This is a genomic window from Microbacterium allomyrinae (genome assembly GCF_020682705.1).
In the GTDB taxonomy this organism is placed as follows: domain Bacteria; phylum Actinomycetota; class Actinomycetes; order Actinomycetales; family Microbacteriaceae; genus Microbacterium; species Microbacterium allomyrinae.
This window is the reverse complement of the sequence record NZ_JAGTTN010000003.1, coordinates 234000-260054: the sequence shown is the minus strand read 5'-3', so window position 1 is coordinate 260054 and position 26055 is coordinate 234000. Positions and strand designations below refer to the sequence as shown.

The 26055-nt window shown below is 66.5% G+C and carries 35 protein-coding genes; 21 read left to right on the top strand and 14 right to left on the bottom strand.

Annotated features, from left to right (window positions below; genetic code table 11):
- Positions 1 to 34: 34 nt before the first annotated feature.
- A complete protein-coding gene (locus KEC57_RS10995; protein WP_267492437.1) occupies positions 35 to 913 on the top strand; it encodes an EamA family transporter in 879 nt (292 codons plus the stop codon).
- Between the two features lie 92 nt (positions 914 to 1005).
- Positions 1006 to 1989, top strand: a complete 984-nt coding sequence (locus tag KEC57_RS10990) for a Gfo/Idh/MocA family protein (protein WP_229384665.1) — start codon at positions 1006 to 1008, stop codon at positions 1987 to 1989.
- Positions 1990 to 2104: 115 nt separating this feature from the next.
- Here the strand turns inward: KEC57_RS10990 and KEC57_RS10985 are convergent, their stop codons facing one another.
- Complete coding sequence (locus KEC57_RS10985; protein WP_229384664.1) at positions 2105 to 2527, bottom strand: VOC family protein; 423 nt, start codon at positions 2525 to 2527, stop codon at positions 2105 to 2107.
- A 106-nt stretch (positions 2528 to 2633) separates the two neighbouring features.
- On the opposite strand from KEC57_RS10985, the gene KEC57_RS10980 reads away from it, so the two are divergent.
- Positions 2634 to 3635 carry a helix-turn-helix transcriptional regulator gene (locus KEC57_RS10980; protein WP_229384663.1) on the top strand — a complete coding sequence of 334 codons (1002 nt, stop codon included), beginning with the start codon at positions 2634 to 2636 and terminating at the stop codon, positions 3633 to 3635.
- Complete coding sequence (locus tag KEC57_RS10975) at positions 3632 to 4204, top strand: VanZ family protein (protein ID WP_229384662.1); 573 nt, start codon at positions 3632 to 3634, stop codon at positions 4202 to 4204. The genes KEC57_RS10980 and KEC57_RS10975 overlap by 4 nt, the downstream gene beginning before the upstream one ends.
- Before the next feature lie 23 nt (positions 4205 to 4227).
- Here KEC57_RS10975 and KEC57_RS10970 read toward each other — a convergent pair whose 3' ends face one another.
- Positions 4228 to 4773 (bottom strand): TetR/AcrR family transcriptional regulator, encoded by a 546-nt coding sequence (locus KEC57_RS10970; RefSeq protein WP_229384661.1) that lies wholly within the window; start codon positions 4771 to 4773, stop codon positions 4228 to 4230.
- A 92-nt stretch (positions 4774 to 4865) separates the two neighbouring features.
- Between KEC57_RS10970 and KEC57_RS10965 the strand changes: the two genes are divergently transcribed.
- Positions 4866 to 5801, top strand: a complete 936-nt coding sequence (locus KEC57_RS10965; RefSeq protein ID WP_229384660.1) for an SDR family NAD(P)-dependent oxidoreductase — start codon at positions 4866 to 4868, stop codon at positions 5799 to 5801.
- 56 nt (positions 5802 to 5857) lie between these two features.
- Here the strand turns inward: KEC57_RS10965 and KEC57_RS10960 are convergent, their stop codons facing one another.
- On the bottom strand, positions 5858 to 7639 hold the full coding sequence (locus KEC57_RS10960; protein ID WP_229384659.1) for a DUF4082 domain-containing protein: 1782 nt from the start codon (positions 7637 to 7639) through the stop codon (positions 5858 to 5860).
- Between the two features lie 319 nt (positions 7640 to 7958).
- Positions 7959 to 8129, bottom strand: a complete 171-nt coding sequence (locus tag KEC57_RS10955; protein WP_229384658.1) for a CsbD family protein — start codon at positions 8127 to 8129, stop codon at positions 7959 to 7961.
- 129 nt (positions 8130 to 8258) lie between these two features.
- On the opposite strand from KEC57_RS10955, the gene arfB reads away from it, so the two are divergent.
- Positions 8259 to 8696 carry an alternative ribosome rescue aminoacyl-tRNA hydrolase ArfB gene (arfB, locus tag KEC57_RS10950; RefSeq protein ID WP_229384657.1) on the top strand — a complete coding sequence of 146 codons (438 nt, stop codon included), beginning with the start codon at positions 8259 to 8261 and terminating at the stop codon, positions 8694 to 8696.
- A 76-nt stretch (positions 8697 to 8772) separates the two neighbouring features.
- Positions 8773 to 9627: a PhzF family phenazine biosynthesis protein gene (locus KEC57_RS10945; RefSeq protein WP_229384656.1), complete on the top strand. Its 855-nt coding sequence runs from the start codon at positions 8773 to 8775 to the stop codon at positions 9625 to 9627.
- A gap of 66 nt (positions 9628 to 9693) precedes the next feature.
- On the opposite strand, the gene KEC57_RS10940 is transcribed toward KEC57_RS10945, so the two are convergent.
- The 3 genes from KEC57_RS10940 to KEC57_RS10930 form a co-directional block, all read right to left on the bottom strand.
- Entirely contained in the window at positions 9694 to 10566 is an 873-nt protein-coding gene (locus tag KEC57_RS10940; RefSeq protein WP_229384655.1) for a hypothetical protein, read from the bottom strand.
- Between the two features lie 109 nt (positions 10567 to 10675).
- Positions 10676 to 11158, bottom strand: a complete 483-nt coding sequence (locus KEC57_RS10935) for a hypothetical protein (RefSeq protein WP_229384654.1) — start codon at positions 11156 to 11158, stop codon at positions 10676 to 10678.
- A gap of 113 nt (positions 11159 to 11271) precedes the next feature.
- Entirely contained in the window at positions 11272 to 11520 is a 249-nt protein-coding gene (locus KEC57_RS10930; protein ID WP_229384653.1) for a hypothetical protein, read from the bottom strand.
- A gap of 674 nt (positions 11521 to 12194) precedes the next feature.
- Between KEC57_RS10930 and KEC57_RS10925 the strand changes: the two genes are divergently transcribed.
- Positions 12195 to 12368, top strand: a complete 174-nt coding sequence (locus KEC57_RS10925; RefSeq protein WP_229384652.1) for a hypothetical protein — start codon at positions 12195 to 12197, stop codon at positions 12366 to 12368.
- Between the two features lie 35 nt (positions 12369 to 12403).
- Here the strand turns inward: KEC57_RS10925 and KEC57_RS10920 are convergent, their stop codons facing one another.
- Positions 12404 to 13090 carry a hypothetical protein gene (locus tag KEC57_RS10920; protein WP_229384651.1) on the bottom strand — a complete coding sequence of 229 codons (687 nt, stop codon included), beginning with the start codon at positions 13088 to 13090 and terminating at the stop codon, positions 12404 to 12406.
- A gap of 483 nt (positions 13091 to 13573) precedes the next feature.
- On the opposite strand from KEC57_RS10920, the gene KEC57_RS10915 reads away from it, so the two are divergent.
- The 5 genes from KEC57_RS10915 (at position 13574) to KEC57_RS10895 (ending at position 16274) form a co-directional block, all read left to right on the top strand.
- The gene (locus KEC57_RS10915) at positions 13574 to 14227 is read left to right on the top strand and encodes a hypothetical protein (RefSeq protein WP_229384650.1); all 654 of its coding nucleotides are present in this window, start codon (positions 13574 to 13576) and stop codon (positions 14225 to 14227) included.
- A 19-nt stretch (positions 14228 to 14246) separates the two neighbouring features.
- A complete protein-coding gene (locus KEC57_RS10910) occupies positions 14247 to 14738 on the top strand; it encodes an RNA polymerase sigma factor (protein ID WP_229384649.1) in 492 nt (163 codons plus the stop codon).
- Between the two features lie 296 nt (positions 14739 to 15034).
- Positions 15035 to 15415, top strand: a complete 381-nt coding sequence (locus KEC57_RS10905) for a hypothetical protein (RefSeq protein WP_229384648.1) — start codon at positions 15035 to 15037, stop codon at positions 15413 to 15415.
- An 80-nt stretch (positions 15416 to 15495) separates the two neighbouring features.
- Positions 15496 to 16029, top strand: coding sequence for a GNAT family N-acetyltransferase (locus KEC57_RS10900; RefSeq protein WP_308187593.1), 534 nt, complete (start codon positions 15496 to 15498; stop codon positions 16027 to 16029).
- A gap of 74 nt (positions 16030 to 16103) precedes the next feature.
- On the top strand, positions 16104 to 16274 hold the full coding sequence (locus tag KEC57_RS10895) for a hypothetical protein (protein WP_229384647.1): 171 nt from the start codon (positions 16104 to 16106) through the stop codon (positions 16272 to 16274).
- A gap of 21 nt (positions 16275 to 16295) precedes the next feature.
- On the opposite strand, the gene KEC57_RS10890 is transcribed toward KEC57_RS10895, so the two are convergent.
- Positions 16296 to 16739, bottom strand: a complete 444-nt coding sequence (locus KEC57_RS10890; protein WP_229384646.1) for an SRPBCC family protein — start codon at positions 16737 to 16739, stop codon at positions 16296 to 16298.
- A 157-nt stretch (positions 16740 to 16896) separates the two neighbouring features.
- Here KEC57_RS10890 and KEC57_RS10885 point away from each other — a divergent pair, with 157 nt between their 5' ends.
- The 4 genes from KEC57_RS10885 to KEC57_RS10870 all read left to right on the top strand — a co-directional run bounded on the left by KEC57_RS10885 (position 16897) and on the right by KEC57_RS10870 (position 19964).
- Positions 16897 to 17262, top strand: a complete 366-nt coding sequence (locus KEC57_RS10885) for a spore germination protein GerW family protein (RefSeq protein WP_229384645.1) — start codon at positions 16897 to 16899, stop codon at positions 17260 to 17262.
- 191 nt (positions 17263 to 17453) lie between these two features.
- Positions 17454 to 18182: an alpha/beta fold hydrolase gene (locus KEC57_RS10880; RefSeq protein WP_229384644.1), complete on the top strand. Its 729-nt coding sequence runs from the start codon at positions 17454 to 17456 to the stop codon at positions 18180 to 18182.
- 108 nt (positions 18183 to 18290) lie between these two features.
- Positions 18291 to 18890, top strand: a complete 600-nt coding sequence (locus KEC57_RS10875; protein WP_229384643.1) for a TM2 domain-containing protein — start codon at positions 18291 to 18293, stop codon at positions 18888 to 18890.
- Between the two features lie 465 nt (positions 18891 to 19355).
- Entirely contained in the window at positions 19356 to 19964 is a 609-nt protein-coding gene (locus KEC57_RS10870; RefSeq protein ID WP_229384642.1) for a hypothetical protein, read from the top strand.
- Between the two features lie 51 nt (positions 19965 to 20015).
- Here KEC57_RS10870 and KEC57_RS10865 read toward each other — a convergent pair whose 3' ends face one another.
- Together KEC57_RS10865 and KEC57_RS10860 are read right to left on the bottom strand one after the other, a co-directional pair.
- Positions 20016 to 20366 (bottom strand): hypothetical protein, encoded by a 351-nt coding sequence (locus KEC57_RS10865; RefSeq protein WP_229384641.1) that lies wholly within the window; start codon positions 20364 to 20366, stop codon positions 20016 to 20018.
- A 272-nt stretch (positions 20367 to 20638) separates the two neighbouring features.
- Positions 20639 to 21439: an AAA family ATPase gene (locus tag KEC57_RS10860; RefSeq protein WP_229384640.1), complete on the bottom strand. Its 801-nt coding sequence runs from the start codon at positions 21437 to 21439 to the stop codon at positions 20639 to 20641.
- Between the two features lie 292 nt (positions 21440 to 21731).
- Here KEC57_RS10860 and KEC57_RS10855 point away from each other — a divergent pair, with 292 nt between their 5' ends.
- Entirely contained in the window at positions 21732 to 22532 is an 801-nt protein-coding gene (locus KEC57_RS10855) for a hypothetical protein (protein ID WP_191766582.1), read from the top strand.
- A gap of 43 nt (positions 22533 to 22575) precedes the next feature.
- On the opposite strand, the gene KEC57_RS10850 is transcribed toward KEC57_RS10855, so the two are convergent.
- The gene (locus KEC57_RS10850) at positions 22576 to 23022 is read right to left on the bottom strand and encodes a GNAT family N-acetyltransferase (protein ID WP_229384639.1); all 447 of its coding nucleotides are present in this window, start codon (positions 23020 to 23022) and stop codon (positions 22576 to 22578) included.
- A 197-nt stretch (positions 23023 to 23219) separates the two neighbouring features.
- Between KEC57_RS10850 and KEC57_RS10845 the strand changes: the two genes are divergently transcribed.
- The 3 genes from KEC57_RS10845 (at position 23220) to KEC57_RS10835 (ending at position 24976) form a co-directional block, all read left to right on the top strand.
- On the top strand, positions 23220 to 23873 hold the full coding sequence (locus KEC57_RS10845) for a hypothetical protein (protein WP_229384638.1): 654 nt from the start codon (positions 23220 to 23222) through the stop codon (positions 23871 to 23873).
- Positions 23874 to 24176: 303 nt separating this feature from the next.
- Positions 24177 to 24500 carry a transposase gene (locus KEC57_RS10840; RefSeq protein WP_229384637.1) on the top strand — a complete coding sequence of 108 codons (324 nt, stop codon included), beginning with the start codon at positions 24177 to 24179 and terminating at the stop codon, positions 24498 to 24500.
- A gap of 89 nt (positions 24501 to 24589) precedes the next feature.
- A complete protein-coding gene (locus tag KEC57_RS10835) occupies positions 24590 to 24976 on the top strand; it encodes an IS3 family transposase (protein ID WP_229384636.1) in 387 nt (128 codons plus the stop codon).
- A 1-nt stretch (position 24977) separates the two neighbouring features.
- On the opposite strand, the gene KEC57_RS19250 is transcribed toward KEC57_RS10835, so the two are convergent.
- Together KEC57_RS19250 and KEC57_RS10825 are read right to left on the bottom strand one after the other, a co-directional pair.
- Positions 24978 to 25400 carry a hypothetical protein gene (locus KEC57_RS19250; protein ID WP_443677017.1) on the bottom strand — a complete coding sequence of 141 codons (423 nt, stop codon included), beginning with the start codon at positions 25398 to 25400 and terminating at the stop codon, positions 24978 to 24980.
- Between the two features lie 161 nt (positions 25401 to 25561).
- On the bottom strand, positions 25562 to 26017 hold the full coding sequence (locus tag KEC57_RS10825) for a hypothetical protein (RefSeq protein ID WP_229384635.1): 456 nt from the start codon (positions 26015 to 26017) through the stop codon (positions 25562 to 25564).
- Positions 26018 to 26055 lie beyond the last annotated feature (38 nt).

The window sequence follows — 26055 nt, the reverse complement described above, 5'->3', positions numbered from 1 at the left end:
CGTGCACGGCGGGAACCGCGGAGCCCCGGTGACTCTGGCGGCGCCGCGCGGCGGTACCACTCCCGCGATCCTGCTGGTGATCGCGGGCCTCGCCTGCCAGGAGGTCGGCGCATCGCTCGCGGTGCTGCTGTTCCCCACGGTCGGTCCGCTCGGCATGGTGATGCTGCGGCTGGTCTTCTCGGCCGTGGTGCTGCTGCTGATCGCCCGCCCGAGCCTCCGTGGCCACTCGCGTCCTAACTGGACGGCTGTCGCCCTCTTCGGGCTCGTGCTGGCCGGCATGAACGCGCTCTTCTACCTCGCGCTCGAGCGGCTGCCGCTCGGTGTGACCGTGACGATCGAGGTGCTGGGCCCGCTCGTGCTGTCGATCGTGGCGAGCCGTCGCGCGTCGGCGTGGCTGTGGGCCCTGCTCGCCCTCGCCGGAGTGGTGGCGCTCGGTGGCGGCGGATGGGACCGCCTCGACCCGGTCGGAGTGCTCTTCGCCCTGGGCGCGGCGGCGAGCTGGGCGTTCTACATCCTCGCGTCGGCCCGTGTGGGCCGGGCCTTTCCGAAGCTGGACGGGCTGGCGCTCGCGATGGCGATCGGCGCGATCATCTCGCTCCCCTTCGGAATCGCGGATGCCGGTGCCGCCCTTCTGCGCATCGAGATCGTAGCGCTCGGCGCGGCCGTGGCGGTGCTGTCGTCGACGATCCCCTATGCGTTCGAGCTGGTCGCGCTGCGGCGGCTTCCGGCGGCCGTATTCGCGATCCTGATGAGCCTCGCCCCCGCTACCGCCGCGTTGGCGGGGTTCGTATTCCTGGGCCAGCATATGTCGTGGCTCGAGATCGGCGGCATCGCCCTCGTCATCGCCGCGAGCATCGGCGCGGTGCGCTCGTCGACCCGCGCAGCGCGGGAGACCGCGGAGCCGATCGCCTGATCCGCAGGTGTGGCGCGGCGGTGCGGGATCGTGATGCCGCCCCGACGTTCATGCGGGTGCCGACCGCGGGGGCGGCGGGTAGCCTCGGGGCCATGGCACTCACGAGATGGGCCGTGCTCGGCCCGGGAGCGATCAGCCGGGACTTCGTGACGGGGCTGCGGGCGTCGTCCCAGGGCGTGCTGCACGCGGTGGGCAGTTCGTCGCCCGAACGGGCGGCGGCGTTCGCGGCAGAGCACGGCGCCGCGATGTCGGGCTCGTACGACGAGGTGCTCGCGCGAGACGACGTGGATGCCGTGTACATCGGCACGGTGCACACCACGCACGCCGACCTCGCCATCCGTGCGCTCGAAGCGGGCAAGGCCGTGCTGTGCGAGAAGCCCGCGAGTCCGGACGCGGCCGACGTCGAGCGGATCCTGGCGGTGGCCGAGCGGGAGGGCCGCGTGTTCGTCGAGGCGTTCAAGAACCGCTTCGGACCATTCGCCGAGGCACTGCGGTCCGTGCTGGCGGACGGCGCACTCGGCGCACCCGAGCGGGTCGAGGCATCCTTCGGCTTCGCCGCCGGCGCGCACGACGGCAGACTGTTCGATCCGGCGCTCGCCGGGGGAGCGATCCTCGATGTCGGCTGCTATCCGCTGTCGTTGGCGGTCGACGTGGCAGTGGCGGGGGCAGAGCCGCGGCCCGGCGCGATCGCCCTGCGCACGGCATCCGGAACCCTCGTCGATGGCGTCGACGGTCACGCGACGGGGGAGTTCGACGTCGGCGGGCTCGTGGCCGCACTGGAGACATCCATCGTGCGGGATCTGCCGCGGTCGGCGCTGATCCGGTGCACCGACGGGATGATCGAGCTGCCCGACGCCTGGGGTGACCGCGCCGCGAGCGCGACGACCCTCACGCTGCACGAGTCCGGTGGACGCCGCGTGATCGAGGTGCCGTCGATCCAGCCGATGGCCGCCGAGGCTGATGCCGTCTCGCTGGCGCTCGCCGAGGGGCGCCTGGAAGCGCCCGAGATGCCCTGGGCCGACACGCGGTTGATCGCGGCGGGCCTCACGGCATGGCGGGCGGCAGTGCTCGGATAGACGGCGCTGCGTGGCCGGAATGCCGGTCGCGGAAACCGCGTGGAAGAGCGCTCGGGTGTGGCGCGAGCGCCGACCGCCAGACGCCGTCGACGCTCGCCCCACGATCGCTGTCGACTCAGACCGCGGCGTAGGCGGCCGCGATATCGAGCACCCACGTCACACCGAAGCGGTCGGTGAGCTGGCCGTAGAGCGGTGCCCACGGCGAGGGCTCGAGCGGCTGGCGCACGGTGGCGCCATCGGAGAGCTTCGTCCAGAGGCCGGTGAGTTCAGCTGCGTCCGTTCCGCGCACGGAGACGAAGAAGGGATCGCGGCCCTGTTCCCACGGGAGGTGCGGGTAGACGTCGTACGCCATGATCCGGAAGCCGTTCGCGGCCGCAACCTGACCCCACACGACGTGATCGGCCGTGTCGGGATCGGCGTTGCCCATGTCGGCGTAGCTGATCGTGGTCAGTTCGCCGCCGAACACGGTCTGGTAGAACTCGAGCGCCTCGCGGGCGGTGCCGCGGAAGTTGAGGTGGGTGGTGGTCTGGATCGTCATGACGGGACTCCTGTCGAATGCGCGGTCCGCCCGGCGGCGGGTGCGGTCTCGACACTCTCGGAAGAAGCGGCCAGCCAGTGTCCGCTATAGACGAGAGGATGTCCTCGTGCTCAAGACGTCGTCCCGCGTGCTGACTCTGCTGTCGCTGCTGCAGACCCGGCGCGACTGGGCCGGGGGAGTGCTCGCCGAGCGGCTGGAGGTGAGCCCGCGCACCGTCCGCCGCGACGTGGATCGGCTGCGCAAACTCGGATACCGCATCAGGGCCATCAAGGGTCCGGAGGGCGGCTACCGCCTCGAGGCGGGCAGCGAACTCCCGCCGCTCCTGTTCGACGACGACCAGGCCGTCGCGATCACCATCGCCCTGCATGCGGCCGCGCTGTCTTCGGCGGGCATCGAAGACGCGGCCGAGCGTGCGCTGGCATCCATCCGCCACGTCCTGCCGGAGCGACTTCGCACGCGGCTGGACGCCGTCGATTTCACCGCCGCGGTCGAATCCGCTGTCCCGGTCGATCCCAGCGCGCTGGCGCAGATCTCCGCCGCCGTCCGCGCCCGCGAAGAGCTGCGGTTCGACTACACACGAGTGGGCGCGCAGAAAGACGACAGAGCGGATGCCGCGCCCCGGCGCATCCAGCCGCATCACCTCGTCGCGATGAACGGACGCTGGTACCTGATCGGATGGAGCGACGAGCACGCCGACTGGCGCGTGTACCGCGTGGACCGGATGTCGCTCCGGTCCCATCGCGGCCAGGCGTTCACGCCACGGTCGGTGCCCGGCGGCGACCCGCAGGAGTTTCTCCGCGCTCGGTTCCGCGGCGCGGTTTCGGCGGACACGTGGCCGTGTCGGGGCAAGGTGCTGATGCACGCTGCCGCCGAGCGGGTCACACCCTTCGTCACCGACGGGATCGTCGACGCGGTGAATTGCGACACGTGCACGCTCGAGACCGGCGCGTGGTCGTGGGGCGCGCTCGCCGCGCGCGTCATGCGGTTCGAGGTGGATGTCGAGGTTCTCGATCCGCCCGAGCTCGCCGATGCTTTCCGTGCCCTTGCCGCGAGGGCGGCACGCGCGTCAGGCGGTTCCACAGAGTCCCGCGAGAGAGTTCTCGGATGACCGACGCGAACCATCCGACGTCCCGAGCAGGCCGGCGTGTTCTGGTCACCCTTTTCGTGGTCTATCTCGTGCTGCTGGCATGGATCGTGCTGTGGAAGCTCGAAGTGCCGTGGATCGGCGACGCAGCGGTTCGCTCGCGCCCGATCAAGCTGGTTCCGTTCGTCGCAAGCGGCGATGCGGGCGCCAGTGCACCGATCGAAGTCGTCATCAACCTCCTGCTCTTCGTGCCGTTCGGCGTCTACCTCGGCCTGCTCGCCCCCTCGTGGGCGTGGTGGAAGGCCGGGGGAGTGCTCGTCGGAGCGAGTCTGGTTCTCGAAGTCACACAGCATCTGCTGTCGACGGGCAGTTTCGACACGACCGACCTCATCGTCAATACGGCCGGAGGGCTGGTCGGACTCGGACTGCTCACCCTGGTGCGTCGGCGACTCGGCGGCAGGACCACGGTCGTGATGGCGAGGTTCTCCGTCATCACCACGGTGCTCGCTGTTCTCGCGGTCGGCATCTTCGTCGCCTCCCCGATGCACTACGGCCCGCAGCGCGACGTCGTGGTCTCCACTCCTGCGGCGTGACCAGCGCGGTCCCGCCTCACCGCTCACATCGTGGAGGGTCGGATGCCTGTCAGGAGAATGTCGAGGAACAGCTGACGATCGGTCGGTTCGCCGACGCGTACGGCGTGCTCGATGCCGCACACCAGGTGCTCGAGTTGCGTGATCGACAGGTCTGCCCGCACGAGCCCCGCACCGCGTGCGCGCTGGAGTAGGCCGTCGAACGCGGCGAAGATCTCGGACTTGATCGCCCGCACCGACTCCTCCTCGTCGGCGGGCGAGAGGAGCACGGCCTGCAGACCGCCATCCTGCAGCTGCAGGGTCAACGCGCTGTCGAGGAACTCGACGAAGGCGGTCTCGGTGTCTGCCTCTCGTGTCGCCGCCTGCGCGATGGACAGCATCCGCTCGAGGGTGTCGATCGACAGCGCCTCGACCAGTGCATGCACGGTGGGAAAGTGCCGATAGACCGTGCCGACGCCGAGGCCGGCATCGCGGGCGACGTCGTTCAGCCGGAGAGAACGCGCATCGTGGGCGCGAGCGGCTTCGAGTATTCGGGTCCGGCTGCGCACCGCATCCGCGCGTGTCTGTCGCATAGAGCCGATGGTACAGCTAAGTGGATGAGTAATCCGAATATGCTAGGTTAAACGGATTACTCATCCACTTACCAGATTGGGAGCGAACCGCTATGGAATGGAACCCCGCACACCTTCCGGATCAGACCGGGCGCACGATCGTGGTCACGGGCGCGACAGCCGGCATCGGCTACTTCGCGGCGGAGCAGCTGGCGGGAGCGGGAGCCCACGTCGTGCTCGCGTCCCGCTCCGAGGCGAAGCTTCGCGCTTCCGAGGCAGCCATTCGGCGGGAGGTCGCGGGCGCGGCAGTGCAGAGTGTGGTGATCGATCTGGCATCTCTCGACTCGGTGTCTCGAGCCGCGGATGAACTGCGGTCGCTTCCCGGTGTCGATGCCGTGCTCCTCAACGGCGGAGCGATGACGTCGGGCCGGGGTGCCATGACACGCGATGGGCTCCCACTTCTGCTCGGAACCCACGTGGTCGCCAACGTGCGCCTGCTTGCCGAGCTTCTGCCCGCCCTCGTCGACACCGGCACGCGACGGGGAACGCCGACTCGGGTGGTGCATACTTCCACCGGGTTCGTGAAGCAGTTCCGGATGCGTGTCGACGACATCCGAGATACACCCCCGACGGCGATCGCGGCCTACACGAAGGCGAAGACGATCACCGAGGTGTTCGCTTTCGAACTGGATCGGCGATTGCGAGCAAGCCGTCAGCCGGTCGCCTCGCTCGTGGTCCGGCCCGGGGTAGGCGTGGACGCGAAGACACCCGAGCGAAGCGGTGTTCGCGACGCCTCGACGCCGTACCAGCGCAATCCGTACACACCGTGGGCGCAGGGCAAAGACACCGCCGCGTGGTCAGCGGTGCGCGCCCTGACCGATCCCGCAGCCCGGGGAGGCGAGTACTACGCTCCGGCCGGCAGACTCCGTGGTCTGCCCGTCCGCGTCGAACCGCTCGCTCGCACGCAAGCGCCCTCCGCCGAAGCCGCGGCCGACGTGTGGGACCAGCTCGAAGAGCTCGCCGGCGCGCGCGTGCCGCTGCTCGTGTAGGTGGTCACCGCGCTCGCGGCGGTTGCCGCGGTGCTCGCGGTTCAGATCGCGGTGCGTCAGTCCCAGATCGATGCGAGACGCGCGGCGGTCGGCATCGGCGCGAGGCGGTCGATGTCGGCGAGCGTGAGGGCGCCGAGAGTGCTGAATCCGCGGCCGCCCGCGGCGCTCATCGACTCCACGACCTGAGTGAACGAGTAGGACGCGGAGATCGAGCCCGCGACGATCGCGTCGGCGACGCTGACGTTCGACCAGGTGCCGTGCAGCAGGTTCGCCAGGGTGATCGGGTCGCCGCCGGCGTACACGGGGTAGCGGAGCTGGCCGGTGGCGCCGCCGAAGAACGCGGAGTGCGTGATCGCGCCGGCGCCGTTGCCTCCGGCCATGATGCCCTGGTCGGACGACTGGAAGAGCACCGAGTCCTCGATGGTGACATCGGTGATGGTGCCGGTTCCCGACGTCGTCACGAACTGCAACGTGTCGACGTGACTGCTCGATCCGTTCGGCTTGTACTGCGGTGCGCCGTAGAAGCCGGCGAAGCGCACGCCCTCGACGTTGTATCCGCCCGCAGACTTCACTTCGACGCGGTCGTACGTTGCTCCGGTGAATGCCTCGGGTCCCGCCACGATCTCGACGATCTCCACGTCGCGCACCCCGTTGTCGCCGTTCGCGGTGACGAGCAGTCGCGGCACCTCGGAGTATCCGATGGCGAACGACTCGGTGTTGCGGATCATCACCGGCTGCGCCGACAGGTCGATGCCGACGATCGACACGCCCTTCACTCCCACGAACGCGATGCCCGTTCCGGCCGCGATCTTCACCGTGCCGACGCCGCCGCAGGCGGTGACGAGGATGCGGGATGCCCGCGCGGCGTTGCCGACGTTCTGGAGCACGCCCTTCGCGCTGGATGTCGCGCCGCTGCCGCCGGTGATCGTGCCCGGGGCGACGCAGATCACGACGGGGTCGGCCGAGCCGGAATTCGCGACGATCGCCGAGGAGATCGCGGTCCACGTCGCAGCGACGTTCACCACCCGGGCGGCATCTGCGCGCGGGGTGTTCGCCGGCCAGTGCGTTCCGTCGGGCCCGTAGACCGCTGTTTCGGTCTCCGGATCAGCCGCCGGCTGCTCGGGAGCAACGGTGGCGGTGGGGGTCGGTGTCGGAGTAGGTGTCGGCGTCGCGCTCGGCGTGGGTGTCGCCGCGGGCGCGGAGGTCGCCACGGGCACGGGAGTCGGGGCGGCGGCGTCGCTCGTGAAGACGGCGTCGACGAGGAAGCTGTAGGCCTCACCGGTCGAGGGGAACGCACTGGCCGAGGTGTAGCGGTACACGCCGGCGTTCGCCGGGGTGGAGAGGCCGGCGGTCGTTCGGGCCGTGGTGAACACGTTCTCGGTCGCGGGGAATCGCGAGTTGGAATCGTAGACGCTGACGGTATAGGTGCGTCCGGCCTCGAGGCGGACGTTCACCGGCACGGTGCGCCAGCCGACCGGTGCCGACGGGTTGACCGCGACGCGCGTGAGGAGGGTGCCCGTCGATGACCACACCGAGGCACTCGTCACGCCGGAGTTGGTCGCGTTCTGGTAGAACTGCACGCCCGAAAGCGTGCCCGACGTCGTCGGCGAGAACTGCAGCCCCACCTCGATCTTCTTCGTCTCCGGTGCGGTGAGGATCTGCGGGGTCGCCGTGTCGGAGATGACGCCGACAGGAGTGGCTGCGTGAGCCACGTCCGCGGCGGCGAAGGATGCTCCGACGGCTGCGGCGACCGCGAAGGCCGCCAGAACGGAAATCAGGCGCTTACGGCGTGAGCGTCGCAACCCGATCGGGGCGACGAGGAGGTCGTCGAGTGCCATTGCGGATTCTCCTTCTGTTCACCCCAAGCCTCATTGACGAGCCCTCTCCCAGCGGCTTAGCGGCGTACTCCCCAGCGCCCCTTCTCGACATGTTAGGGGCAGGGTGATGTCGACCGAGTTTCCACCTGGCATCGGTTCTGCGAAAATCCGGCGATCAGACCCATGGCGCGGCCCATGGATTGCGCCGTTGTCGCACAGAAAAAGCTCCGTCACGCACCGCGAGGCGCGTGACGGAGCAGTTGCAGGATCGGATGTCGCGTGAGACCCGTTTCGGGCCCTGATCCTCGCGCGACTTTGGGGAATCTGTGGGGACTACGGCCTACTTGAAGGCGTCCTTGACCTTCTCGCCGGCCTGCTTGAGGTCGGCTCCGGCCTGGTCGGCCTTGCCTTCGGCTTCGAGGCGCTCGTCATCGGTCGCTTTGCCGACCGTCTCCTTCGCCTTGCCACCCACATCCTGTGCGGTGTTCTTGATCTTGTCGTCAAGCCCCATGGCATCCTCCTCGCTGGTCGCGTCGGCACCGTGTCGACGACTTCGCACACGACGTTAGGCGGCCTGCCCGCGATGACAAGGGGGGTTGACGAGGAAGATGCGCCTCGCTAACGGGAGGATGATGGATCCATGCCCGCCGCCCACCGTCCCGGTCTTCCGGTCGGCTCGGGAATCACGATCCCCGAGTCCGAGCTGACGTGGCGGTTCTCGCGGTCCTCCGGCCCCGGCGGGCAGGGCGTGAACACGGCCGACTCCCGCGTGGAACTCGTCTGGGATGCCGCAAGCTCGGCCGCACTGTCGCCGCTGCAGCGTGAGCGACTGCTCGAGCGTCTGAGCGGTCGCCTCGTCGACGGGGTGCTGACGATCACCGCATCCGAGAATCGTGCACAGATACGCAACAGGGATGCCGCGCGCGCACGGCTCGCCGCTCTCGTGACGGCCGCCATCCAGCCGCCGGCGCCCTCGCGACGCCCGACGCGTCCGAGTCGGGGTTCGAAGGAGCGGCGCCTGAAGGCGAAGAAGCAGCGCACCGACGTCAAGCGGCTGCGTCGGCCACCCCATGACTGACCCACTCGACGGGCTGCGGGACGGAATCGGGCATCAGCATGTCGTCGCGGCACCGCGTCCGGCCTACGCTGTGCGCATGACCGCACCTGAGGTTCTCCGGTACACCGCGTTCAGTTCCCGGAGCGACGGGGGCAACCCCGCCGGCGTCGTCTTGGACGCGCGCGGGCTCGACGATGCCGCGATGCAGTCGATCGCCTCCGAGATCGACTTCTCCGAGACAGCGTTCGTGACGGGGGAGACGAGCGACGGCGCGCTGGCCGTCCGCTACTTCTCACCCATCGCCGAGGTCCCGTTCTGCGGGCACGCAACCGTGGCGACTGCCGTCGCGCTCGCCGACCGCGGTCGATCGGATGCCGGCGACACCATCCGTTTCGCGACGGCCGCGGGCCCTGTCGCCATCGCGCTGTCGCGCGATGGCGAGGGCATACGCGCGGCGTTCACGAGCATCCCGCCGTCCGTCACCGAGCTTCGCGCCGCCGACCTCGCGGCGATCCTCCGTCTCCTGGACCTCGAACCGGCGGCGCTGGATCCCGAGTTGCCCCCACGCATGGCACACGCGGGCAACCCGCATCCCATCGTGGCGATCGCCGCCCGTGACGTGTTCGACGCGTTCCGGTTCAGCCCGGATGCCGCCCGCACGCTCATGGACGATCGCGGCTGGCCCGCCACGATCACGGTCATACATCGCGCAGCACCGGATCGGTTCATCGCGCGCAACCTCTTTCCCGTCGGCCGGATCACCGAGGATCCCGCGACCGGCTCCGCTGCAGCCGCCCTCGGCGCCTACCTGCGTGAGCTCGAGGTCGTGCCCGTCCCCGGCCGGATCATGATCGAACAGGGCGCCCATGTGGGCCGGCCGGGACTGCTGACCGTCGACATTCCCGCGTCCGGCGGCATCGTCGTCTCCGGCCACGCCGTGCCGCTGGAATGAGCGACGCGCGGCGTTCAGAGTGCATCAGCACTGCACGGCGGATGCCGCCTCGTCGGGGGCTCCGGGTCAGTACCGGTCCACGACGATCGATCCGAGCACGGCGTACAGCTCTTCAATGCTCTGCCGCGAGGAGTCGGGCCGGAACGACGCGTCGATGATGAGCGGCCCCAGGTCGAAATCGACCTGGTAGATGATGTCCGTCTGTCCTGCGACATGGTTGTCGTTCGGTCGATCTCCCGCATTGCGGCCCGGCCATGCCACGTAGACGCCGTCGTCGCAGGATGCGAGGTCGAGATCCGGGGGTACGGTCAGCTCCAGCCGGAGCGTGATCGTTCCGTGGTCCTCAGAAGGATCATCGACGATCACCGAACGTGCCTCTGTCGCCTCGCGGCCTTGCTGCGCGGACAGCCCGATCCGCGGATAGCTCAAGAGGATGAGGTCGCCCCCCTCGGAATGGGTGTGGTCTGCGAGGTCGATCGGACTGAGATCCGTGGTTCGCCGGCAAGGATCGGAATAGACGCCGGCGGGCGTCCAGAAGCTGATCGCAACCTCACCCGGCTGGCCGAGATCCTTGCCGATGTACACGCCGCCCGTCTGCCACCCGGACGGGACGGTGTACTCGATGGTCTCGAAGTCGGACGCGCCCGGGTTCGGGTTCTTCAGCACGAGCGTCGTGCCGTCTTGGACGGGCTGCGATTCGGGGCCGTCGAAGGCAGGGACGAGGAAGGGCGGACCAGGATCGGGCGGCCCCTCGACCATCTCAGAAGGCCATACCACCGCACCGGACGGCTCTGCGAGCGGCGTGCCGGTCGGCACGTCGGGCTCAGGCGTCACCGAGCACGCCGCAACGCTGGCGCCGACGAACAGGATCAGGCCCAGAACGGCGGAGAGTTTCGGCGCGCCCCGTACGCCGGCCGGGCGATCCGAAGATGCCTCCATGGGCGCATTGTCCACCTGCGTGAGACCCGCGGCAAGGGCTCGCCGTGGCCGTATCGAGCGGTCGGAGATCTTCCCCGAGTGGTGGCATGCCGCGCACTCGGGCTGGATTTCACGCGATCCGGTCGACAGAGATCACGGACTCAGGGAAGTCCTTCGACAGGACCGCCAGGCCGACCTCCTCCATCCACCGTGCGGATTGGCCGTACAGGTAGGCGCTCGAACGCGTCTCACGCAGCATCCATGACTGGACGGCGCCGTGGCCGCGCAGAAGATCGTGGATGCGATCCAGGGATTGGATGAAGCCGATATGGGCCGCCACGCCCTGGTACGTCGCGTCGATCGGCAAACCCGGAGAAAGGCGAATCGCGACACCCTCTGCGGTTCCGAACTCGTGGCGCTCGCCTTTGAGAATCGCGTAGCTGCCGCGCGGCGCGAAGTAGTCGGACGCGAGTACTCGCGTGAGGTGAGGAAGGACCTCTGTGGCATCTCCCGTCACATCGATGCTGATGTCGCTGCGGATGATCTCAGCCAGCTCATCGACGAGCGATCCTTCGTGGATGACACGAGAACCCGGAGCGAGACGCCTGAGCACTACGGAGATGGGTTGGGTGAAGCAGTGACCACGGTGGAGAGGCTGCATCGCGGCATTAATGCACAGGTCTATACGGGTGCGCGGCGCTCGCCGAAGGAAGAGGGGTCTCGGCATCAGTTCATGAGGCTGATCACAGCGCCGATGACGAGACCGGTGGCGATTATCGACAACGCGATTCCGCCCAGGCGGCACAGCCAGAGGTAGTAGTCCCGCGGCATCGCAAGCAGGCGTGAGTGTCGAGTGAGGCTTTCGTTCTGTGTCCACATGACGTCGGCGATCGAAGAGGCCTTGAGCGCGAACACGATTCCGAACACCGCAGCGACGACGCCGAAAGCGACGGTGAGCGCGGGCGAGGACGACACAAGTTGAAGATACGCGGTTCGCGAGCTCGGGGAGGGGCGTAGACGAGCACTTATGCGCTCGCTTCGCGCGCCGCCCGCGCAGGGATCCCCCGCGGACCTCGTTACGACAGTTACTGGAGCTGTTGATGACGATCCGGCGATCGATTCTGGAATCGTTGGCTTCATTCCCGAGCCAGGTGCGCAGGAAGAACCGTCTACACGATCGCGAAACCCGCGGATGGCGTTGCGGTCAGAGCCGAAGTCGCGGCCCAGACCGAATCCGCCGTCTGCCCCCCGCTCCCGGACGGCGGGATGTACGGAGCGCCCGGACAGGGCTAGCGGCACGGCATGGAGAATGCCCGGTTGGCTCGCCCACCAGGCCCAACACGCCCACGCCCGGTTTGTGATCCCCATTCGACCACATCGCAGTTTTCCCCCACCCCGACGGCCGCCCCCACGCCGGACGTCGAAACTGTCGCGGACACAGGACCCTGCGAAGACGCGGTTCCGGCCTACCCGGGGAGCAGATGCGACGGAAGTCGAGCAGCTCGGCGGGGCAACACTGCCGGTGCCGTTCGACCGCGGTCCGATGCCGCACGCAGCCGGCGAGACAATCGTCAACGACGATGGCGTGCCCGTCGCGTACGAGGTGGCCGACAACGACACGATCTTGGTGGTCGCCCGCTCGATTCTGCGTGGGCGAAGTGTGGCTCTACTGGACCAACTATGTCCGGCGAGACGGCGACGCGCTTTACGTCGGTGACACCCTCAACCTCGACGCACACACCATCCTGAGTGTTGGTGACCAGAACGGTGTGGTGCACGACAACTCATTGCCCGAGGGCTTTGTCATCCCGCCACAGCGTTGAGTGATTCGCCAGCTATCTGGCGCTCAAGGGCGGCGTCATCCGTCTTCGCGAGTCTCATTGAAGTAAGTGACCGTGGTAGTCACGACGAGAAGTTCACCGACGGCTTCCTGCTGGTCTCCGAGCTTCTCGGAGAGTGCGCCGTCATCTTCGCCGATGGTCTCGTTCCTATGCCACAGCGGAAGCACGTCGATGTCCACCGACTCGGCGGGCATCACATAGGCAGATACGCGGACGTGGTGCCCGTCAATGACCACGAATCCGTCAGCTGTCGGAGGGACCTCGCTGATGTTGATCCCCGGGGACGCCTGCGCCTCAGCGATCCCTGTGAACACTGGCTGGATCTCGGTCATAGCGCGGAACGCCGCCGCATCCTCGCTCAACCCGGTCGCCTCATCAAGCCGGTAAACAGTGCGACGAACCGCAGCGCACGAGTATCCCTCGATATGGAACTCGTCGAAAGTCTGATCACTGGTATTCGACCCGCACGCGTCAACGTTTCGCTCGGCAACCGCCGTCCAGCCGCTCAACGCCGGGATTTCCACACTCGCGAGCGTGCTCATCCCTGCACCACGGGCTTCCTCGGCGCCCTCGAGCTCATCGGAAGAGGGTGCGCTGCTGCACGCGGTCAAGAAGCCGCCGAGAGCAACCACAAGCACGGCCGAAACCATCAAGTGACCACGGCGGACAGCCCATCCGGCCAGGGCATTGTCTTGTGTCCTCACGAACGCGAGAGTACCTGGCCCATCACCCGAACCAGGGGGAGAATCCTGTGTATCGACCCATGTGCGTTGCCACCACGCTCGGTGAGATAGACGCTCAGGGATCGCTCCCCGCGGCAGCCGACGTTATATAACGTCCCGAAGTCGCTCGCAGCTGATCGATTCCCGTCCGAGCGCATAGTGAACTGCGGCGACATCGACGCGCCATGCCGAAGATGCGTGCCAAGACCCCGAAAGTTCCGAAGCCGATCCGATCAGTTCGGCCCGAGCTGGGCGACATGCCTGAGCGGACAGCGGACACCCGCTGGGTTTCGCGCCTGTCTTCCATCCGAGGCAGCATCGAGGAATACTGCACCCCTCAATTTCGTCTCTCCGCCAGTCACCCACCGCTAGAAGAAGGAGGTACCGAAATGTTCGTTCGATGGGTCTTGGACGAATGCGGGTGGTCCGGACATGTAGAGGCAAGGATGCTTCGGAGGAGGAGTCATGGTGGACCACCAAGAGCGGGATGACGGGACGCTGGACCAGTTGCTGGGGGCAGCCGCTCCGTCCCGAACGATAGTGACGCCGGCGATCGAAGACGAACTGGCGCGGATGACCGTGGCGGCGAAAGACGAGGGCAGATCCGCGGATCGCCCGCGTCGGGCCAAGCGCACGGCAGCAGTCGGTGTGATCCTGGCGGTTCTTCTTGGTGGTGCGGGTGCGGCGACGGCGGCGACGATCGGCGAGTGGCCATGGTGGGCCGAGAAGCCGGACGGCAAGTACTTTTACACGGCGCCGTCGGGAGAAGCGTGCGAGGTGCGGATCGGCAAATTCGAGTCGTCCGATCCCGCGGTGGAAGCCATCATGCGCGACGTCCAGGGCTGGGAGGTAGCTCTCGACGACGGAGCGATCGCGGCCGCGTTCGAGGCCGAGAAGGAGACGCACAGGCAATTCGAGGCAGATATGCGGGCTCAAGGCAACGAACCGTACGTGCAATCCGAAGCGGTTTTGTACGAACTGGCCATCTACCGCGTCATTCAGGAATACGCCGATGACAAGCTGGCCGCGCAGGGCGTGGATCTGCGAGAGGTCTCGAACGGCCCTCTCGAACTGGGCTGGTCGGGCGAGATCAAGTGTGCGGAAGCCACCGGTGAGTAGGCGCACACGGGAGGATGCCGTGGTTGCGGTAATCTCATTGTCGTCCACCGACTTGTTGGCGTTTTTCGAGTACCGGGTGGGCCGCGACGACGCTCCCGATCTACTGGCGGAGACGATGACAACCGCCTGGAGGCGCGCATCCGCGCTTCCCGCCGAACCGGTACAGGCGCGGATGTGGTTGTTCGGGATCGCGAAGTTCGTCCTCGCAAACTCGGAGCGCAGCGGGAGACGTCGACTGAGACTTGCCAGCAAACTAAGGGACCTCACACGGAGTACCGCCGGCACCGCTTCCGCTGCCGACGAAGGGATCGAGGTCCGAGATGCACTCCGTCGCCTCAGCCCAGACCACGCGGAACTCCTCCGCCTCGTCCACTGGGATGGACTCACCATCGCCGAAGCCGCCCAGGTGTGTGGCATCCCGGACTCCACCGCGCGAAGCAGATACGGCGCCGCGAAACGCCAGCTTCGTGCGATCCTCGATTCCTGCCCCACCCGGCAAGCTGGGGAATGAGGTAATGCTCGCGACGAGCGAGCGGCTGCGGTGCCGGGCCTGTCCCCTACTGTGTCGATCGATGTCACATCACTTTCATCCCCGAATTGCGCGAGACGTACCCGACGGAATCGCGCTGCAATTCTTGTCCACGTAGCTCTTCGGTTCACGTTCATCGGGCGGAGCCCAGCCTGGCAAGACCGACCGCCTAACCCTCACCCATCAAGGAGGCAACCGGAGTGACACCACGACACGGGACCTGACCTCGGTCCACGGAACAGGCGTGGTCTGGGGCAGATCCGTTCTACCTTCGAGTCATGAGCACTTCACTGCAAGCTCGGCGCCGGGTTGGGATACGACTATCGCCTATCCTCGTCATTGGGATTGCAACTGTCCTGGATCTCGCAATTGTGTGGCTTGTCGCTGTGCCGATCGGTCCCGAGGCCTGCGCGCTCTCGCTACCAGGTCCGCGCAACTGCGTCATGGCCGATCGCGTTCAGGCCGCCGGCCTGCCTACGCTCGCAATCATCATTGCTGCTGCAATATCGATCGCTCTCGTCCTCGTCTCGCCCAAGCGCGCTCGACCGATCGCGATCTGCGCGGTCATCCTTCTTCTCCTGTTGACGGCCGCGTCATACGTCGTCGCTGGCTGGATCCCGGCTCTTGCATGGTCGTGGAGGTCCGGCATCGAGTTGTGAGCAGCGACGTAGGACTCGTGCCCGCAAAGGATGCTCTACCGGCCGAGCGAGGTGGTCCGACGAGACCGTATGTTCGCCGCATGCTCCCTGCGTACTCGCGACCACCGCTCCGTGACGGCGACCGCGAGCTCACGTGGGCGAGACTTGAAACCATGCACGTGGAGCGCGTCTCGGCCGCAGATCTCGATGAGGTGCGTTCGTTCCTTCGCGATGCCGATCTGACCCTCGCGGGCCTGGACGACCCTGCCGTGCGGCTATGGATCGAGCGAGGGGTTCGCGGCGAGATCGTCGGCACCACCGGGTTCGAACTGAGCGAGGATGGCTGCCACGCCCTCATCCGGAGTGTGGCGGTCGAGGTGAGCCACCGCGTCAGCGGGGCCGGCTCGAAGCTCGCCGCCCACGCCATGCAAGAGGCGCGTGCCGCCGGCGCCACTCGCGCGTGGCTGTTCTCCCGCCGTTCCGGCCCGTTCTGGCAGAAGCTCGGGTTCACGGCCGCCGATCGAGATGAGCTTGCGGCGGCGCTGCCGCAGAGTCATCAGGTGAGACTCTTCGTGCAGTCCGGGCAACTCGAACGCGAGGTCGCGTGGTCTCAGCCCCTCCGGTCGGCCCCCTGAGCCGCTGGCTGCACTAGCCGCGCTCGCGGCCGTGTCGGCATACGCTGGGAGTGCTGTCGACCGAAGGATCCGCCGTGTCTGCCCACAACGAGCACTCCTCTGAGAAGCACATTCCCGCGCCCGATGAGCCGAGCATCCCAGAGCTCGAGGTCGACGAGACCATCGCTCCGCGCCCCGAGGAAGAGATCGCCGACGTCTTACGGACGAAACCGGACGTCGCAGATCACAGTCACCATCCCGATTGACTGGGCTGGCGCGAGGCGGTATCAGCCCAGGGTCTCTCGAAGGTGCGCGTTGCGCTTCGCGATGAGTCGGCGCAGGTAGGGAACGAGCACGATCCGCTCGGCCAGTGAGCCGAAGATCGGCGACGCGAGCGTGATGGTGTCGATCATGCGCGAGCCCGTCGGATGCTCCTCGAAACGGTGCTCGTGACGGAACGACTTGAAGGGGCCGCGCACCTGTTCGTCGATGAACAGCACAGGCCGATCGAGGGTCGTGATCTTCGACGTCATGGTGAACCAGATGCCGAAGTGCCGCGCCCGCCAGGTCACCGTCTCTCCCAGCCCGATGCGGCCCGTCGTGACTCCGGCGACCGCGCGCTCGTCCGACTGCGCCATCGAGGCGACGTGCGCGTCGATGTCGAGCGAGAGGTCGAAGAGCGCCGCAGCCGACAAGGGCGTTTCGGTGACGAGAGTGAAGGTGGAGGCCACGGCTCCATCCTCACCCCATCGGTGGACGAATCCGCCCGTTGCGTCCAGCCCCCTCTGGTGGCCTCCCGCGGCGCTCTCTATCTTGGGTCTCGTCGGCGGGCGTTGAACAAGCATCCGTGAAGCTCGCCATTCACACGTGAGCGGAAGGTTTCGGCTGATGGAGACACCGATCGAGAGCATGACGGCATCCGTGCCGTCATGGGGCGCGAAGATGGCGTTCGGAGAGAGCGTCACGCTGGACGGGCGGGAGATCGTTCCCGCCGCATTGGTCATGTTCGGCTTCGGCGGCGGCGGGGGTTCCGGCAAATGGCCGCAGCGCGGGACCGCTCCGGAGGGTGAAGGCGAGGGGAGCGGTGGCGGTGGCGGCGGCTATGTTCTGCCCATCGGCGCGTATGTGAGCGGTCCGAACGGGCCCAAGTTCCTGCCGAACCCGGTGGCCCTCATCATCGTGGCCGTGCAGCTCGTGTCCGCTGCGGGCTGGGCACTGGCGCGGATCCTCACCGCGGCAAGGTGGGGTCGCTGAGCAGTCCGCCTGCGCCGATTCCCGTTAGCGCACACATACTCGGGTCGTTCCATGACGTCCAATGTGCACCAAGCCCTGGTGGCGCGGCCTTTTCGCCCCTATCGTGACCATTGCGTCGGGCATCTGGGCGCATCCTCATCTGCCGGAAGCGCCGCCCGTGCCGCGGCGGCGCCGTGTGATTGGAAGCCGCAATGCCAGAGAGCACTCCCACCATCGTCTTCGTGCACGGGGCCTGGGCCGACTCCTCGAGTTGGAACGCCGTCATCCCCACGCTTCAGTCCGAGGGATTCACGGTGTTCGCTCCGCCCAACGAACTCCGCGGGCTCACGAGCGACCCGGCATACGTCGCCTCGTTCCTCGCGCAGCGCACATCCGGTCGTGTTGTGCTCGTCGGCCACTCCTATGGCGGGGCGGTCATCACGAACGCGGGACTGTCAGGCGATGTTCGTGCTCTGGTCTACGTGGACGCGTTCATCCCCGACGAGGGGGAGACGGTCCTCGGGATCCTCGAGGGCTCCGGATCGGCGCTCGCCGTGGCCGATCCGACGACGGTGCTCGACCTGGCGGGGTACCCGGGAGCGCCGGAGGGCGCAGCGGATGCCTGGCTCAAGCCCGACGTCGTCCACACCTCGTTCGCACAGGACCTGCCGGAAAGCGACCGGTGGCTCATCGCGGCCACCCAGCGTCCGGCATCCATCGTCGCGAACGTCACGCCCTCAGGCCCCGCGGCGTGGAAGTCGATCCCCAGCTGGGCGGTGCTCGGCACCGAAGACAAGGTCATCCCGATCGAGACGAAGCGCCGGATGGCAGCGCGGGCAGGCTCCACCGTGACCGAGGTCGAGGCCTCGCACGTCTCGATGATCTCGCACCCCGAGGTCACGCTCGATGCGATCCGCGCGGCGGTGGCCGCGGTGAGCTGACTCGGATCGGCTGCCTGCCTGATGGGGGTCGCCGAGCGCGATCAGTGGCTCGTCAGGCGCTAGGTTGAGCGCACGGGATTCTGGGTGGCCCGTGAGACGAGGACGACGATGACGAACATTCCCCCGATGCCACCGGCAGGCTGGTACGACGTGCCGGCGGGTGGCAAACGCTTCTGGAATGGGCGCGAGTGGTCGACGGACGTCATCGGTGCGCCCAGTACGCAGGCTGAGTACGCAGCGCTCGATCCCTATCTGCCCGCACCGCGCACGGAAGTGATCGCGGCGACGGTGCCGCAAGTCGCCATCCGACCAGTTTCACCGCAGTTTCAGCCCGCCGGCTGGTATCCCGGGCCCACCGGCGCGCTGCAATGGTGGGACGGCCGGCAGTGGGGGCCGTTCGCCCCGCCAACCGCCGCCATTGCGCGCCCTGCGAAAGAGGTCGGTGTCGCATACCTCTTCCTGCTTCTTCTCGGTGGTTTCGCGGCGCAGCGGTTCTACCTCGGTTTGATCGGCTCCGCGATTCTCTTCAACGTGCTGTGGTGGGGAGGCTGGATCCTCGCTGGGCTTGTCGTCGGAATTCCGATGTTGGTCGCTGCGACGATTTGGTGGTTTGTGGACCTGTTCCTGCTGCCCTCGCTTGTCCGCAACGCGAATGCCCGAGCGTTGATACCGGCTCCGGCGCCGCTCCCGCCGATCCGCCGACTCTAAGGAGCTCGAAGCGTTCTGGACGATCCCAGCTGCGACCGTCAGCGATACCGCCAATTGGTTGAGGGAGCATCCGACTGCGGACCTCGTGACGACGTCGGTCGCGCCTGTGTCCGACGATCCGGCGATCGATTCCGCGATCGTCGCTACATTCCCACCCCGGACTCTCAGGAGGGAATCGTCTACACGATCGTCAAGACCACGGATGGCGTCGCGGTGAGAGCCGAGGTCGCGGCTCTTACCGACTCCGCCGTCTGCCCGGCCCTCCCTGATGGCGGTACATGGGGTCCGCCGGGGCAGGGCTAGCGCCTCGCGAGGGGCACTGACCCGCGCCCAGCTTCCGCAGATCTCACGACTGGCCCGTCGCTCGAGCAGTCGTCACACTCACTTGCCGGACGCCTGGTCGACATCGAGGAGCAGCAGCGCACGACGGCCTCCCCGTGGCCTCCCGTCGCTACGGTGGTGAGCATGGTCGACAGGAGGTTTGGGCTCGCGGAGGAGGGGTGGAGCGCCTCCGCGCGAGACTTCGTGCCCGAGGCGCATCGCGAGCTCCCGATGCTGCGCGTGTACCTGCCGTTCCTCGGCTCCGACGGCGAGATCGTGCGCTGGTCGCAGTACGTCGATGTCGAGGAGCACTCCGCATCGCTCAATTGGTTCGAAGCGACGGATCGGATCGCCGAACGAGATCCCGCCGTTCGCGAACTGGTCTCATGCATGGGTGAGTTGGACGCGTCGACAGCGGACGCACTGCGCGAGGCGATCGGCGATCTGTCGCTCCGATGCCTCCGCTGGGTCGGTAACGGCGAGGTACCGCTGCCCGACTCGCCTACGCGCATGTTCGGGGAGGACTACTTCGAGGCCGACCTGGTTGCGGACGACGTGAAGGATGGACGTCGTGTGCCCGAATTCGCGTGGGATGCCGACGGGCGGCTGGCGTGGGGCGGCCGCCTCTACCCGGACTCACTGATCGTGGCTGCCGAACTGCCCATCTTCCGGCAATTGCGCAACGACCCGCGCCTGGACTCTGTTTCCGTCAGGGTAGACCGCGACGTCCTGCCTGGCAGCGTCGGGGACTAGTCAGGGGCGCCGCAACCCATCCCGCCCTTCGGGCTCCTCAGCAGCTGGAGCTCATCCGCCCGTCCAACTCTCGACGACGAAGACGTACCCTGCTGCGGTGCACGCGGCAGCGAGCGGCGCCGCGTTGTTCCACGCGTCACCGCCGATGAGTGGTGGGGCTATCGTTCCCAATGGGATGGCTGGCGCGGCCGCCTTGGAAGCTGCGATTCCGTCGCTCACGGCGCCTTCACCGCTGGTGGGGACACGATCCAACACCCGTGTGGCGAGGCGCAACCATCCGTCGTACTCCTGCTGACTCATTCGTCCGCTGCTCAGACCCATGTGCGCGTTCTGCAGGATGGTCGAGACGTCATCGAATGCTGCGCACGATTCCTGGTCGGTGACCTTCGTCGGGGCGGACATCGGCGTTGAGGAGGGGGTGGGGGGTTTGGTCGCCACAGATTCTGCTGCGGCGCCAGCGCATCCGGACAGGATGAGAACGGCACCAACCGCCGCCACGCCTATTGCGATTCGTCGCATGCGATCCAACTCTCTCTCAAGGCAAGTAGAACCCTTGGGGCTGCAGGAACGCCAATCTCATCACGCACACGTGGTCGACGCCTCGTCAGCCATGCTTCGAAAGATCCTGTGGAGTTGATCACTGAGTGGCGGGGATTTGTGATCGTTCTGTGTCGCTAGTTGCCGATGACGAGGATGCTTGCGGCGGCTTCTATGACGTCGTCTGTGATGGTTTCAAGATCGTTGATCTTGAGGACGCGGTTGATCTGCGGGAAGAGGCGCTCCAGTAGCCGGAAGTTGCCCCGGGTGATGCGTTCGATCGCCGCGATGGCTTGAGCGTCGGTGAAGTCGTCTGGGTCAAGCGTTCGGCCGAGGTGTTTCCAGTGTCTTTGGAGGACGAAGAGTAGTTCGTCGCGCCCGAGCGCACGGTAGTGGTGGGAGAAGCCGAGGCGGCTGTAGAGCTGGGGATAGTGGCGGAACCGTTGGTCGATGCCGGGCATGCCGATCAGGATGAGGGCGAGGTGTGTGCGGTCGTGGCGGTCGCGGAGCATCTCGAGCGCTACGGGGGTGAGCCGTTCGGCTTCGTCGATGATGAGGAGTTCCACGTACACGGGGCCGCCCCCGATGTGTGGTCCGTGAATCTTGCCGGTCGCCAACTGGTGTTCCCAGACGCAGATGTCGACTTTGCTGTGCCAGTGATCGATATCCCGCATCATCTCCTTGGGGCGTGGTAGGACCTCTGGGGTGTAGAAGACGGTGCGAGATCGGTTGGCGAGGGCGTAGTGGTGGGCATCACCATCGCCGCGCGGGCCCCATCGGGTGATGTCATGCCGGGGTGACTCATGCGAAACGCCGGCGGCTTCTGATCCTGGCGCAGCGCTGGGCCCAGCCCGGAGCTGCCTTGACTGCGCCACCGATGGTGTTTCGTATGACGGTCCGCCACCGCTACAGTCGACGACGCCAAGTGGATTCGTCATTGGCTTAGCGTCTGTGCCGATCGAGGCGATGCCGAATGAGAAATCTATCCGCCTCCAGCGCGGTGTCATAGATGTTCGGCGGTTGCCAGCACGCGGATGGATCCCTAGGTTGGTCGGGAGCGAATCACACTGCGGTGACTCGCCAAATCACAACTGAATGGCTCTGTCACGGATGTCGTGCAACCACGAACCTGCCGTCCATCGTGACCTGAAAGGCCATCGCGTACATGCCCACGAGTCCTGTCTCTTTGCGCCACAATTTCGCTGCCAGCAAGACGCAGGCGGTGTGGCGATGAGCTCTCCAGAACGGTTCAATTCACTTACCAACCGGCTCATAGCCAACGTTCGAGCGCGGGAAGGCCTCGCCGGGCTGGTGCTCCTTGGGTCTGCCTCCGAAGGCGGCGAGCATCGGCGCGATGAGTGGTCGGATCACGACTTTTTCGCGATCATCGAGGAGGGGCGAGGCTCAGAGCTCCGAGCAGCGTTGGACTGGCTTCCCGACAGTGAGAACGTCGTACTTAGCGCCCGCGAGGGCGGTATCGGATTCGTGGCCGTCTACGGTGATGGGCATGTATTCGAGTTCGCACTCGCTGAGGCGTCCGAACTGGTGGGGGTCGTTGTAGGCGACGCCACCGTCGTCGCGGACAACGACTCCGGAGTGACAGCGAAGTTGGTCGCGGCCGGGCAAGCAGACGCGACCGCGGGCGACACATCCGACCCGGAGAACGACGCAAGACTCTTCCTCGTCAAAATCCTGATTGGGATGGGGAGGATCAACCGCGGGGAAGTCCTCAACGGTGGGCAGTTCATTCGCACCTGGGCGGTGAACCATTTGCTCCGCGCGATCCGCGCGCGCTTTCCCGGTGAGGCTCCCGACGCACGTGACAAGATCGACCCGACCAGGAGATTCGAGAAGGACTACCCAGCGTGGGCTTCCGAGATCACCCTCGCCCTGAACGCTCCCGCCGACGAGGCCGCGCGCAACGTGTTCACTTTGGCGCGGCGCATTCTCGAGCCCGACTGGGACGGATTCCCGACCCTGGCAGCAGAAGCCATCGCGCGCAGACTCGGTTGGCGAACAGTCCCGACCTAAAGGTTGTCGGTCGGCCATTGTCCGCAAGCTGGTCCTTCATCGACTACACCTTCAGCGTGCCCACGGTCTCTCCGAACAACTCACCGGTCTTCTCGAACCCGACTCGCAGGTAGAACCGTTCGGGCCCGTCTTCGGCGGGGTCCCACAGGACGGTGATCTTCTCGTATCCGCGCCGACGGGCCTCTTCGCGAACTTGCTCGACGGCGAACCTGCCGACACCGCGTCCCTTCGCCGCTTCGACGACGTTCAGCCTCCAGATGCCGCCGCGGAACTCTTCGATCTCATTGTCCGGATCCCAATTGGCCATCACGAACCCGACCACCTCGTCGCCATCCAGGACAACTCGTGGCCACGCGGTGGGAGTCACGTACGCCTCGGCGATCGAGAAGACGACGGGTGCCACGTACGCCTTCTCGCCCACCGGGGGCGGGATGGCGATCGCGCCCAGGAGGTTGTCGCTGTCGAGTTCAACCAATCGGAAGTCGCTCATGTCCGCACGCTATCGGCGGTCGGGGACATCCGTAGCTCGAAACTCACCACGCGCCTTCGGCGTCTGAGTCGCGGAAGTCACTCCGAAGCACGACCGCGTCGCTCGGACAGGTCGGAGCGTCCCGCTCGCATGCCGGTCCCTGAGCGCACGTACACCGGCTCCCGTATGTGCCGGGGCTCGGCCCCTACAGTTGACGTGTGCCATCTGATGACCGCGACCAGGTGGCGAAGCGCAAGATTCGGAAGTTCCTGAATCGCTCGGCCGCCGGTCTGGGACAACCGATCATCGACCTGCGTGACGCCGCGACCGGACAGATGACGATGCAACTGGTGTGGGCGACGGACGATCGGGGCCGGCCGACCCACGTCATAGATCTCGAGCAGCCGACGCTCGACCGAGCGACGATGAACAGTGTGATCGTTGACTGCCGGGTCTTTTTCCTTGCGCAGGAGGATTGCTTCCTCCCCGGTGTGGTGTCGGCGCTACGGTCACTACTGACGCCGGAGCAGTCACGCGATCGGCGGCCACTTGTTCAGCACGTCGGGCAGATCGTGAACAGCCGAGGCCTCACGATGCCCGAGGGTCGAGCCCCCATGTACTCGGGCCGTTTGGAGTCGGACAACGGGCTCGGCCCGAATCGGCTCCTCGGAACCGACCAAGTCACTATGGACTACATCTACGGAGTGGCACTTCACGAGGACGATGAGCGTCGTGCGCGTCTCGAAAACGTGGACGAGGAGTCGATTCCCCTCGCTGTAATTCTGCAGCTCGACTCGCTTCTGCACGTCATCCACAATGTCCGCCGACAGGTGGTCCACGACCTAGAGAGTGGCTACTTCAGACTCGATTAATCACCGACTGATCGGTCACGCCTGCGCAAGACTCCGCGCCACGACCGCCGATACTGCCCGCAACCCGCTGGGCCAGTGCGATGCACACCGATGGCCGACCCGAGCAGCGGCGTGGCCGTCCCCGCGGCTGTCTGAATTCCCGTAAGACCCGCCCGATTCGGATTCGCGTTGACCGGCGTCTTGCGGATCGGGGGCTGTGTCAGATGGGGATCGGCAAACGCGACACTCCCGCGGCGCCGCATAGGCCGTATCTGAGTCACCCCGGCATGTCCGGAGAGCAGATTCCTTGGAAGGATCTGTCTCATGGGACGTCCCAGCAAATACCCGCGCGAGCTTCGTGAGCGCGCTGTCCGCATGGTCGCCGAGGTGCGGCCCGACTATCCGAGCGAGTATGCGGCGATGACGGCGGTCGCGCAGATGCTCGGGATCGGTTCTCCCGAGACGATCCGCACATGGATCCGCCGCAATCAGGTCGAGGCGGGCGACCGGCCCGGCGTCACGACGGACGCGCAGGCGGAGATCAAGCGGCTGAAGCGTGAGAACGCCGAGCTGCGGCGTGCGAACGAGATCTTGAAGGCGGCTTCGGCTTTCTTCGCGGCCGAACTCGACCGGCCACACCTGCGATAGTCGCGTTCATCGAAGCGCACAAGGACCGCACCGATGGTGGGCTCCGATGGGGTGTCGAGTCGATCTGCGTCGTGCTCACCCAGCACGACGTGAGGATCGCCCCATCGACCTACTACGACGCGAGGGGGCGCGGCCCGTCGCCCCGCGAGGTGTCGGATGAGCGGTGGAAGCCGATCATCCTCGCGACCTGGCAGGCGCAGCGGAAGGTGCTCGGCGCCCGCAAGCTCTGGCTGCGGCTTCGCCGTGACGGGCACGACATCGCCCGCTGCACGGTCGAACGGCTCATGCGAGACCTCGGCATCGCCGGCGTCGTCCGCGGGAAACGGAAGCGACCGGTCGATGCGGATCCGCGGGAGACCAGGCCGGCTGACCTCGTCGACCGGCACTTCGCCCGGTTCCGCACGAACCAGCTCTGGGTCGCCGACTTCACGTATGTCTGGACGTCTTGGATTCCAGCAGTCGTCGCAACGGTCTGATCTACGTGGTGTTCAGTAAAGCAGTCATTCGCTCGGCCGGGGTGTCCCAGTCGAGGGCCTTTCGGGGTCTGCCGTTGAGTTCGTCGGCCTCACCCATCACACCGATGCGGGCTCGGTCTACACGTCGATCGCGTTCACCGACCGGCTCGTCGACGAGGGCATCGACCCCTCCGTCGGCAGCGTCGGCGACGCGTACGACAACTCGCTCGCGGAGTCGCAGATCGGCCTCTACAAATCGGAACTCATCCACCACGAAGGCCCCTGGCGCGACGTCGAACAGGTCGAGGTCGCGACCGCGAGCTGGGTGCAGTGGTTCAACACCGAGCGCACCCACGGCTCGATCGACGACCTCACACCCATCGAGGCCGAACAGCTCGACTACGCTCTCACCGAACCCCTCGAAAGAGCGGGCTGAAACCAGCAAAACGCTCTCCGGACATGCCGGGGTGACTCAGAATGACATCACCGAGGCCCCAGGTCACTGTCACGACCCCGTTGGCTTCTTCGACAAGCACGGATGTCACATAGCGGGGCGTTGGCTGAGTCATGGCATGAAAATGGCGTCCTCGGCCGACATTCACTCGGCTAGAGACTGCCGAACATGAGTCGGTAGCGGCGAACGAACTGCATCGTGTGGTGGGTCTTCTTGATGTAGTGCTGCGTGAGTTCCTCAAGTTCCTCGTCGTAGTCCAAGTCCTCCTCGTCGCAGATCTCATGAAGGTCCTCGAGTTCGACTCGGAAGTCCTCAAGCATTCCTTCGTGGACTTCCTCTTCGGTGTATCCGCGCCAGTCCCACACGTCAATGGCGATCTGGCGGTCGCGGATCCGATGACACATCACGCAGAGCGGGTCGTAGTCCGCCGGATCCGGTGAGTAGCGAACCATTCCGGAACTACCGCGCAGAGTTCCTTCGAGTTCTACGGGCGATGTGTTCCGATATGCCCAGTGCGCTGCCGGGTCGCCGCAGTTCAGGCACGAATGCGTTGATGCCGGACCGCGGACACGACGGATGTTGTGGTGGGCCTGCTCGTAGGTGACCAAGACGATTTCTCCGTAGGACCGCGTCGCCACGTCGCAGG

What these genes read in the sequence shown, in the direction of transcription:
- KEC57_RS10955 (WP_229384658.1), bottom strand. Translation starts at nt 8,129, where the DNA reads ATGGGGCTTGACGACAAGATCAAGAACACCGCACAGGATGTGGGTGGC.
- KEC57_RS10855 (WP_191766582.1), top strand. Translation starts at nt 21,732, where the DNA reads ATGAGCTCTCCAGAACGGTTCAATTCACTTACCAACCGGCTCATAGCC.
- KEC57_RS10860 (WP_229384640.1), bottom strand. Translation starts at nt 21,439, where the DNA reads ATGACGAATCCACTTGGCGTCGTCGACTGTAGCGGTGGCGGACCGTCA.
- KEC57_RS10905 (WP_229384648.1), top strand. Translation starts at nt 15,035, where the DNA reads ATGAGCACTTCACTGCAAGCTCGGCGCCGGGTTGGGATACGACTATCG.
- KEC57_RS10945 (WP_229384656.1), top strand. Translation starts at nt 8,773, where the DNA reads ATGACCGCACCTGAGGTTCTCCGGTACACCGCGTTCAGTTCCCGGAGC.
- KEC57_RS10870 (WP_229384642.1), top strand. Translation starts at nt 19,356, where the DNA reads ATGGTCGACAGGAGGTTTGGGCTCGCGGAGGAGGGGTGGAGCGCCTCC.
- KEC57_RS10970 (WP_229384661.1), bottom strand. Translation starts at nt 4,773, where the DNA reads ATGCGACAGACACGCGCGGATGCGGTGCGCAGCCGGACCCGAATACTC.
- arfB (WP_229384657.1), top strand. Translation starts at nt 8,259, where the DNA reads ATGCCCGCCGCCCACCGTCCCGGTCTTCCGGTCGGCTCGGGAATCACG.
- KEC57_RS10885 (WP_229384645.1), top strand. Translation starts at nt 16,897, where the DNA reads ATGGAGACACCGATCGAGAGCATGACGGCATCCGTGCCGTCATGGGGC.
- KEC57_RS10840 (WP_229384637.1), top strand. Translation starts at nt 24,177, where the DNA reads ATGGGACGTCCCAGCAAATACCCGCGCGAGCTTCGTGAGCGCGCTGTC.
- KEC57_RS10940 (WP_229384655.1), bottom strand. Translation starts at nt 10,566, where the DNA reads ATGGAGGCATCTTCGGATCGCCCGGCCGGCGTACGGGGCGCGCCGAAA.
- KEC57_RS10900 (WP_308187593.1), top strand. Translation starts at nt 15,496, where the DNA reads ATGCTCCCTGCGTACTCGCGACCACCGCTCCGTGACGGCGACCGCGAG.
- KEC57_RS10975 (WP_229384662.1), top strand. Translation starts at nt 3,632, where the DNA reads ATGACCGACGCGAACCATCCGACGTCCCGAGCAGGCCGGCGTGTTCTG.
- KEC57_RS10915 (WP_229384650.1), top strand. Translation starts at nt 13,574, where the DNA reads ATGGTGGACCACCAAGAGCGGGATGACGGGACGCTGGACCAGTTGCTG.
- KEC57_RS10875 (WP_229384643.1), top strand. Translation starts at nt 18,291, where the DNA reads ATGACGAACATTCCCCCGATGCCACCGGCAGGCTGGTACGACGTGCCG.
- KEC57_RS10965 (WP_229384660.1), top strand. Translation starts at nt 4,866, where the DNA reads ATGGAATGGAACCCCGCACACCTTCCGGATCAGACCGGGCGCACGATC.
- KEC57_RS10990 (WP_229384665.1), top strand. Translation starts at nt 1,006, where the DNA reads ATGGCACTCACGAGATGGGCCGTGCTCGGCCCGGGAGCGATCAGCCGG.
- KEC57_RS10865 (WP_229384641.1), bottom strand. Translation starts at nt 20,366, where the DNA reads ATGTCCGCCCCGACGAAGGTCACCGACCAGGAATCGTGCGCAGCATTC.
- KEC57_RS10850 (WP_229384639.1), bottom strand. Translation starts at nt 23,022, where the DNA reads ATGAGCGACTTCCGATTGGTTGAACTCGACAGCGACAACCTCCTGGGC.
- KEC57_RS10880 (WP_229384644.1), top strand. Translation starts at nt 17,454, where the DNA reads ATGCCAGAGAGCACTCCCACCATCGTCTTCGTGCACGGGGCCTGGGCC.
- KEC57_RS10960 (WP_229384659.1), bottom strand. Translation starts at nt 7,639, where the DNA reads ATGGCACTCGACGACCTCCTCGTCGCCCCGATCGGGTTGCGACGCTCA.
- KEC57_RS10985 (WP_229384664.1), bottom strand. Translation starts at nt 2,527, where the DNA reads ATGACGATCCAGACCACCACCCACCTCAACTTCCGCGGCACCGCCCGC.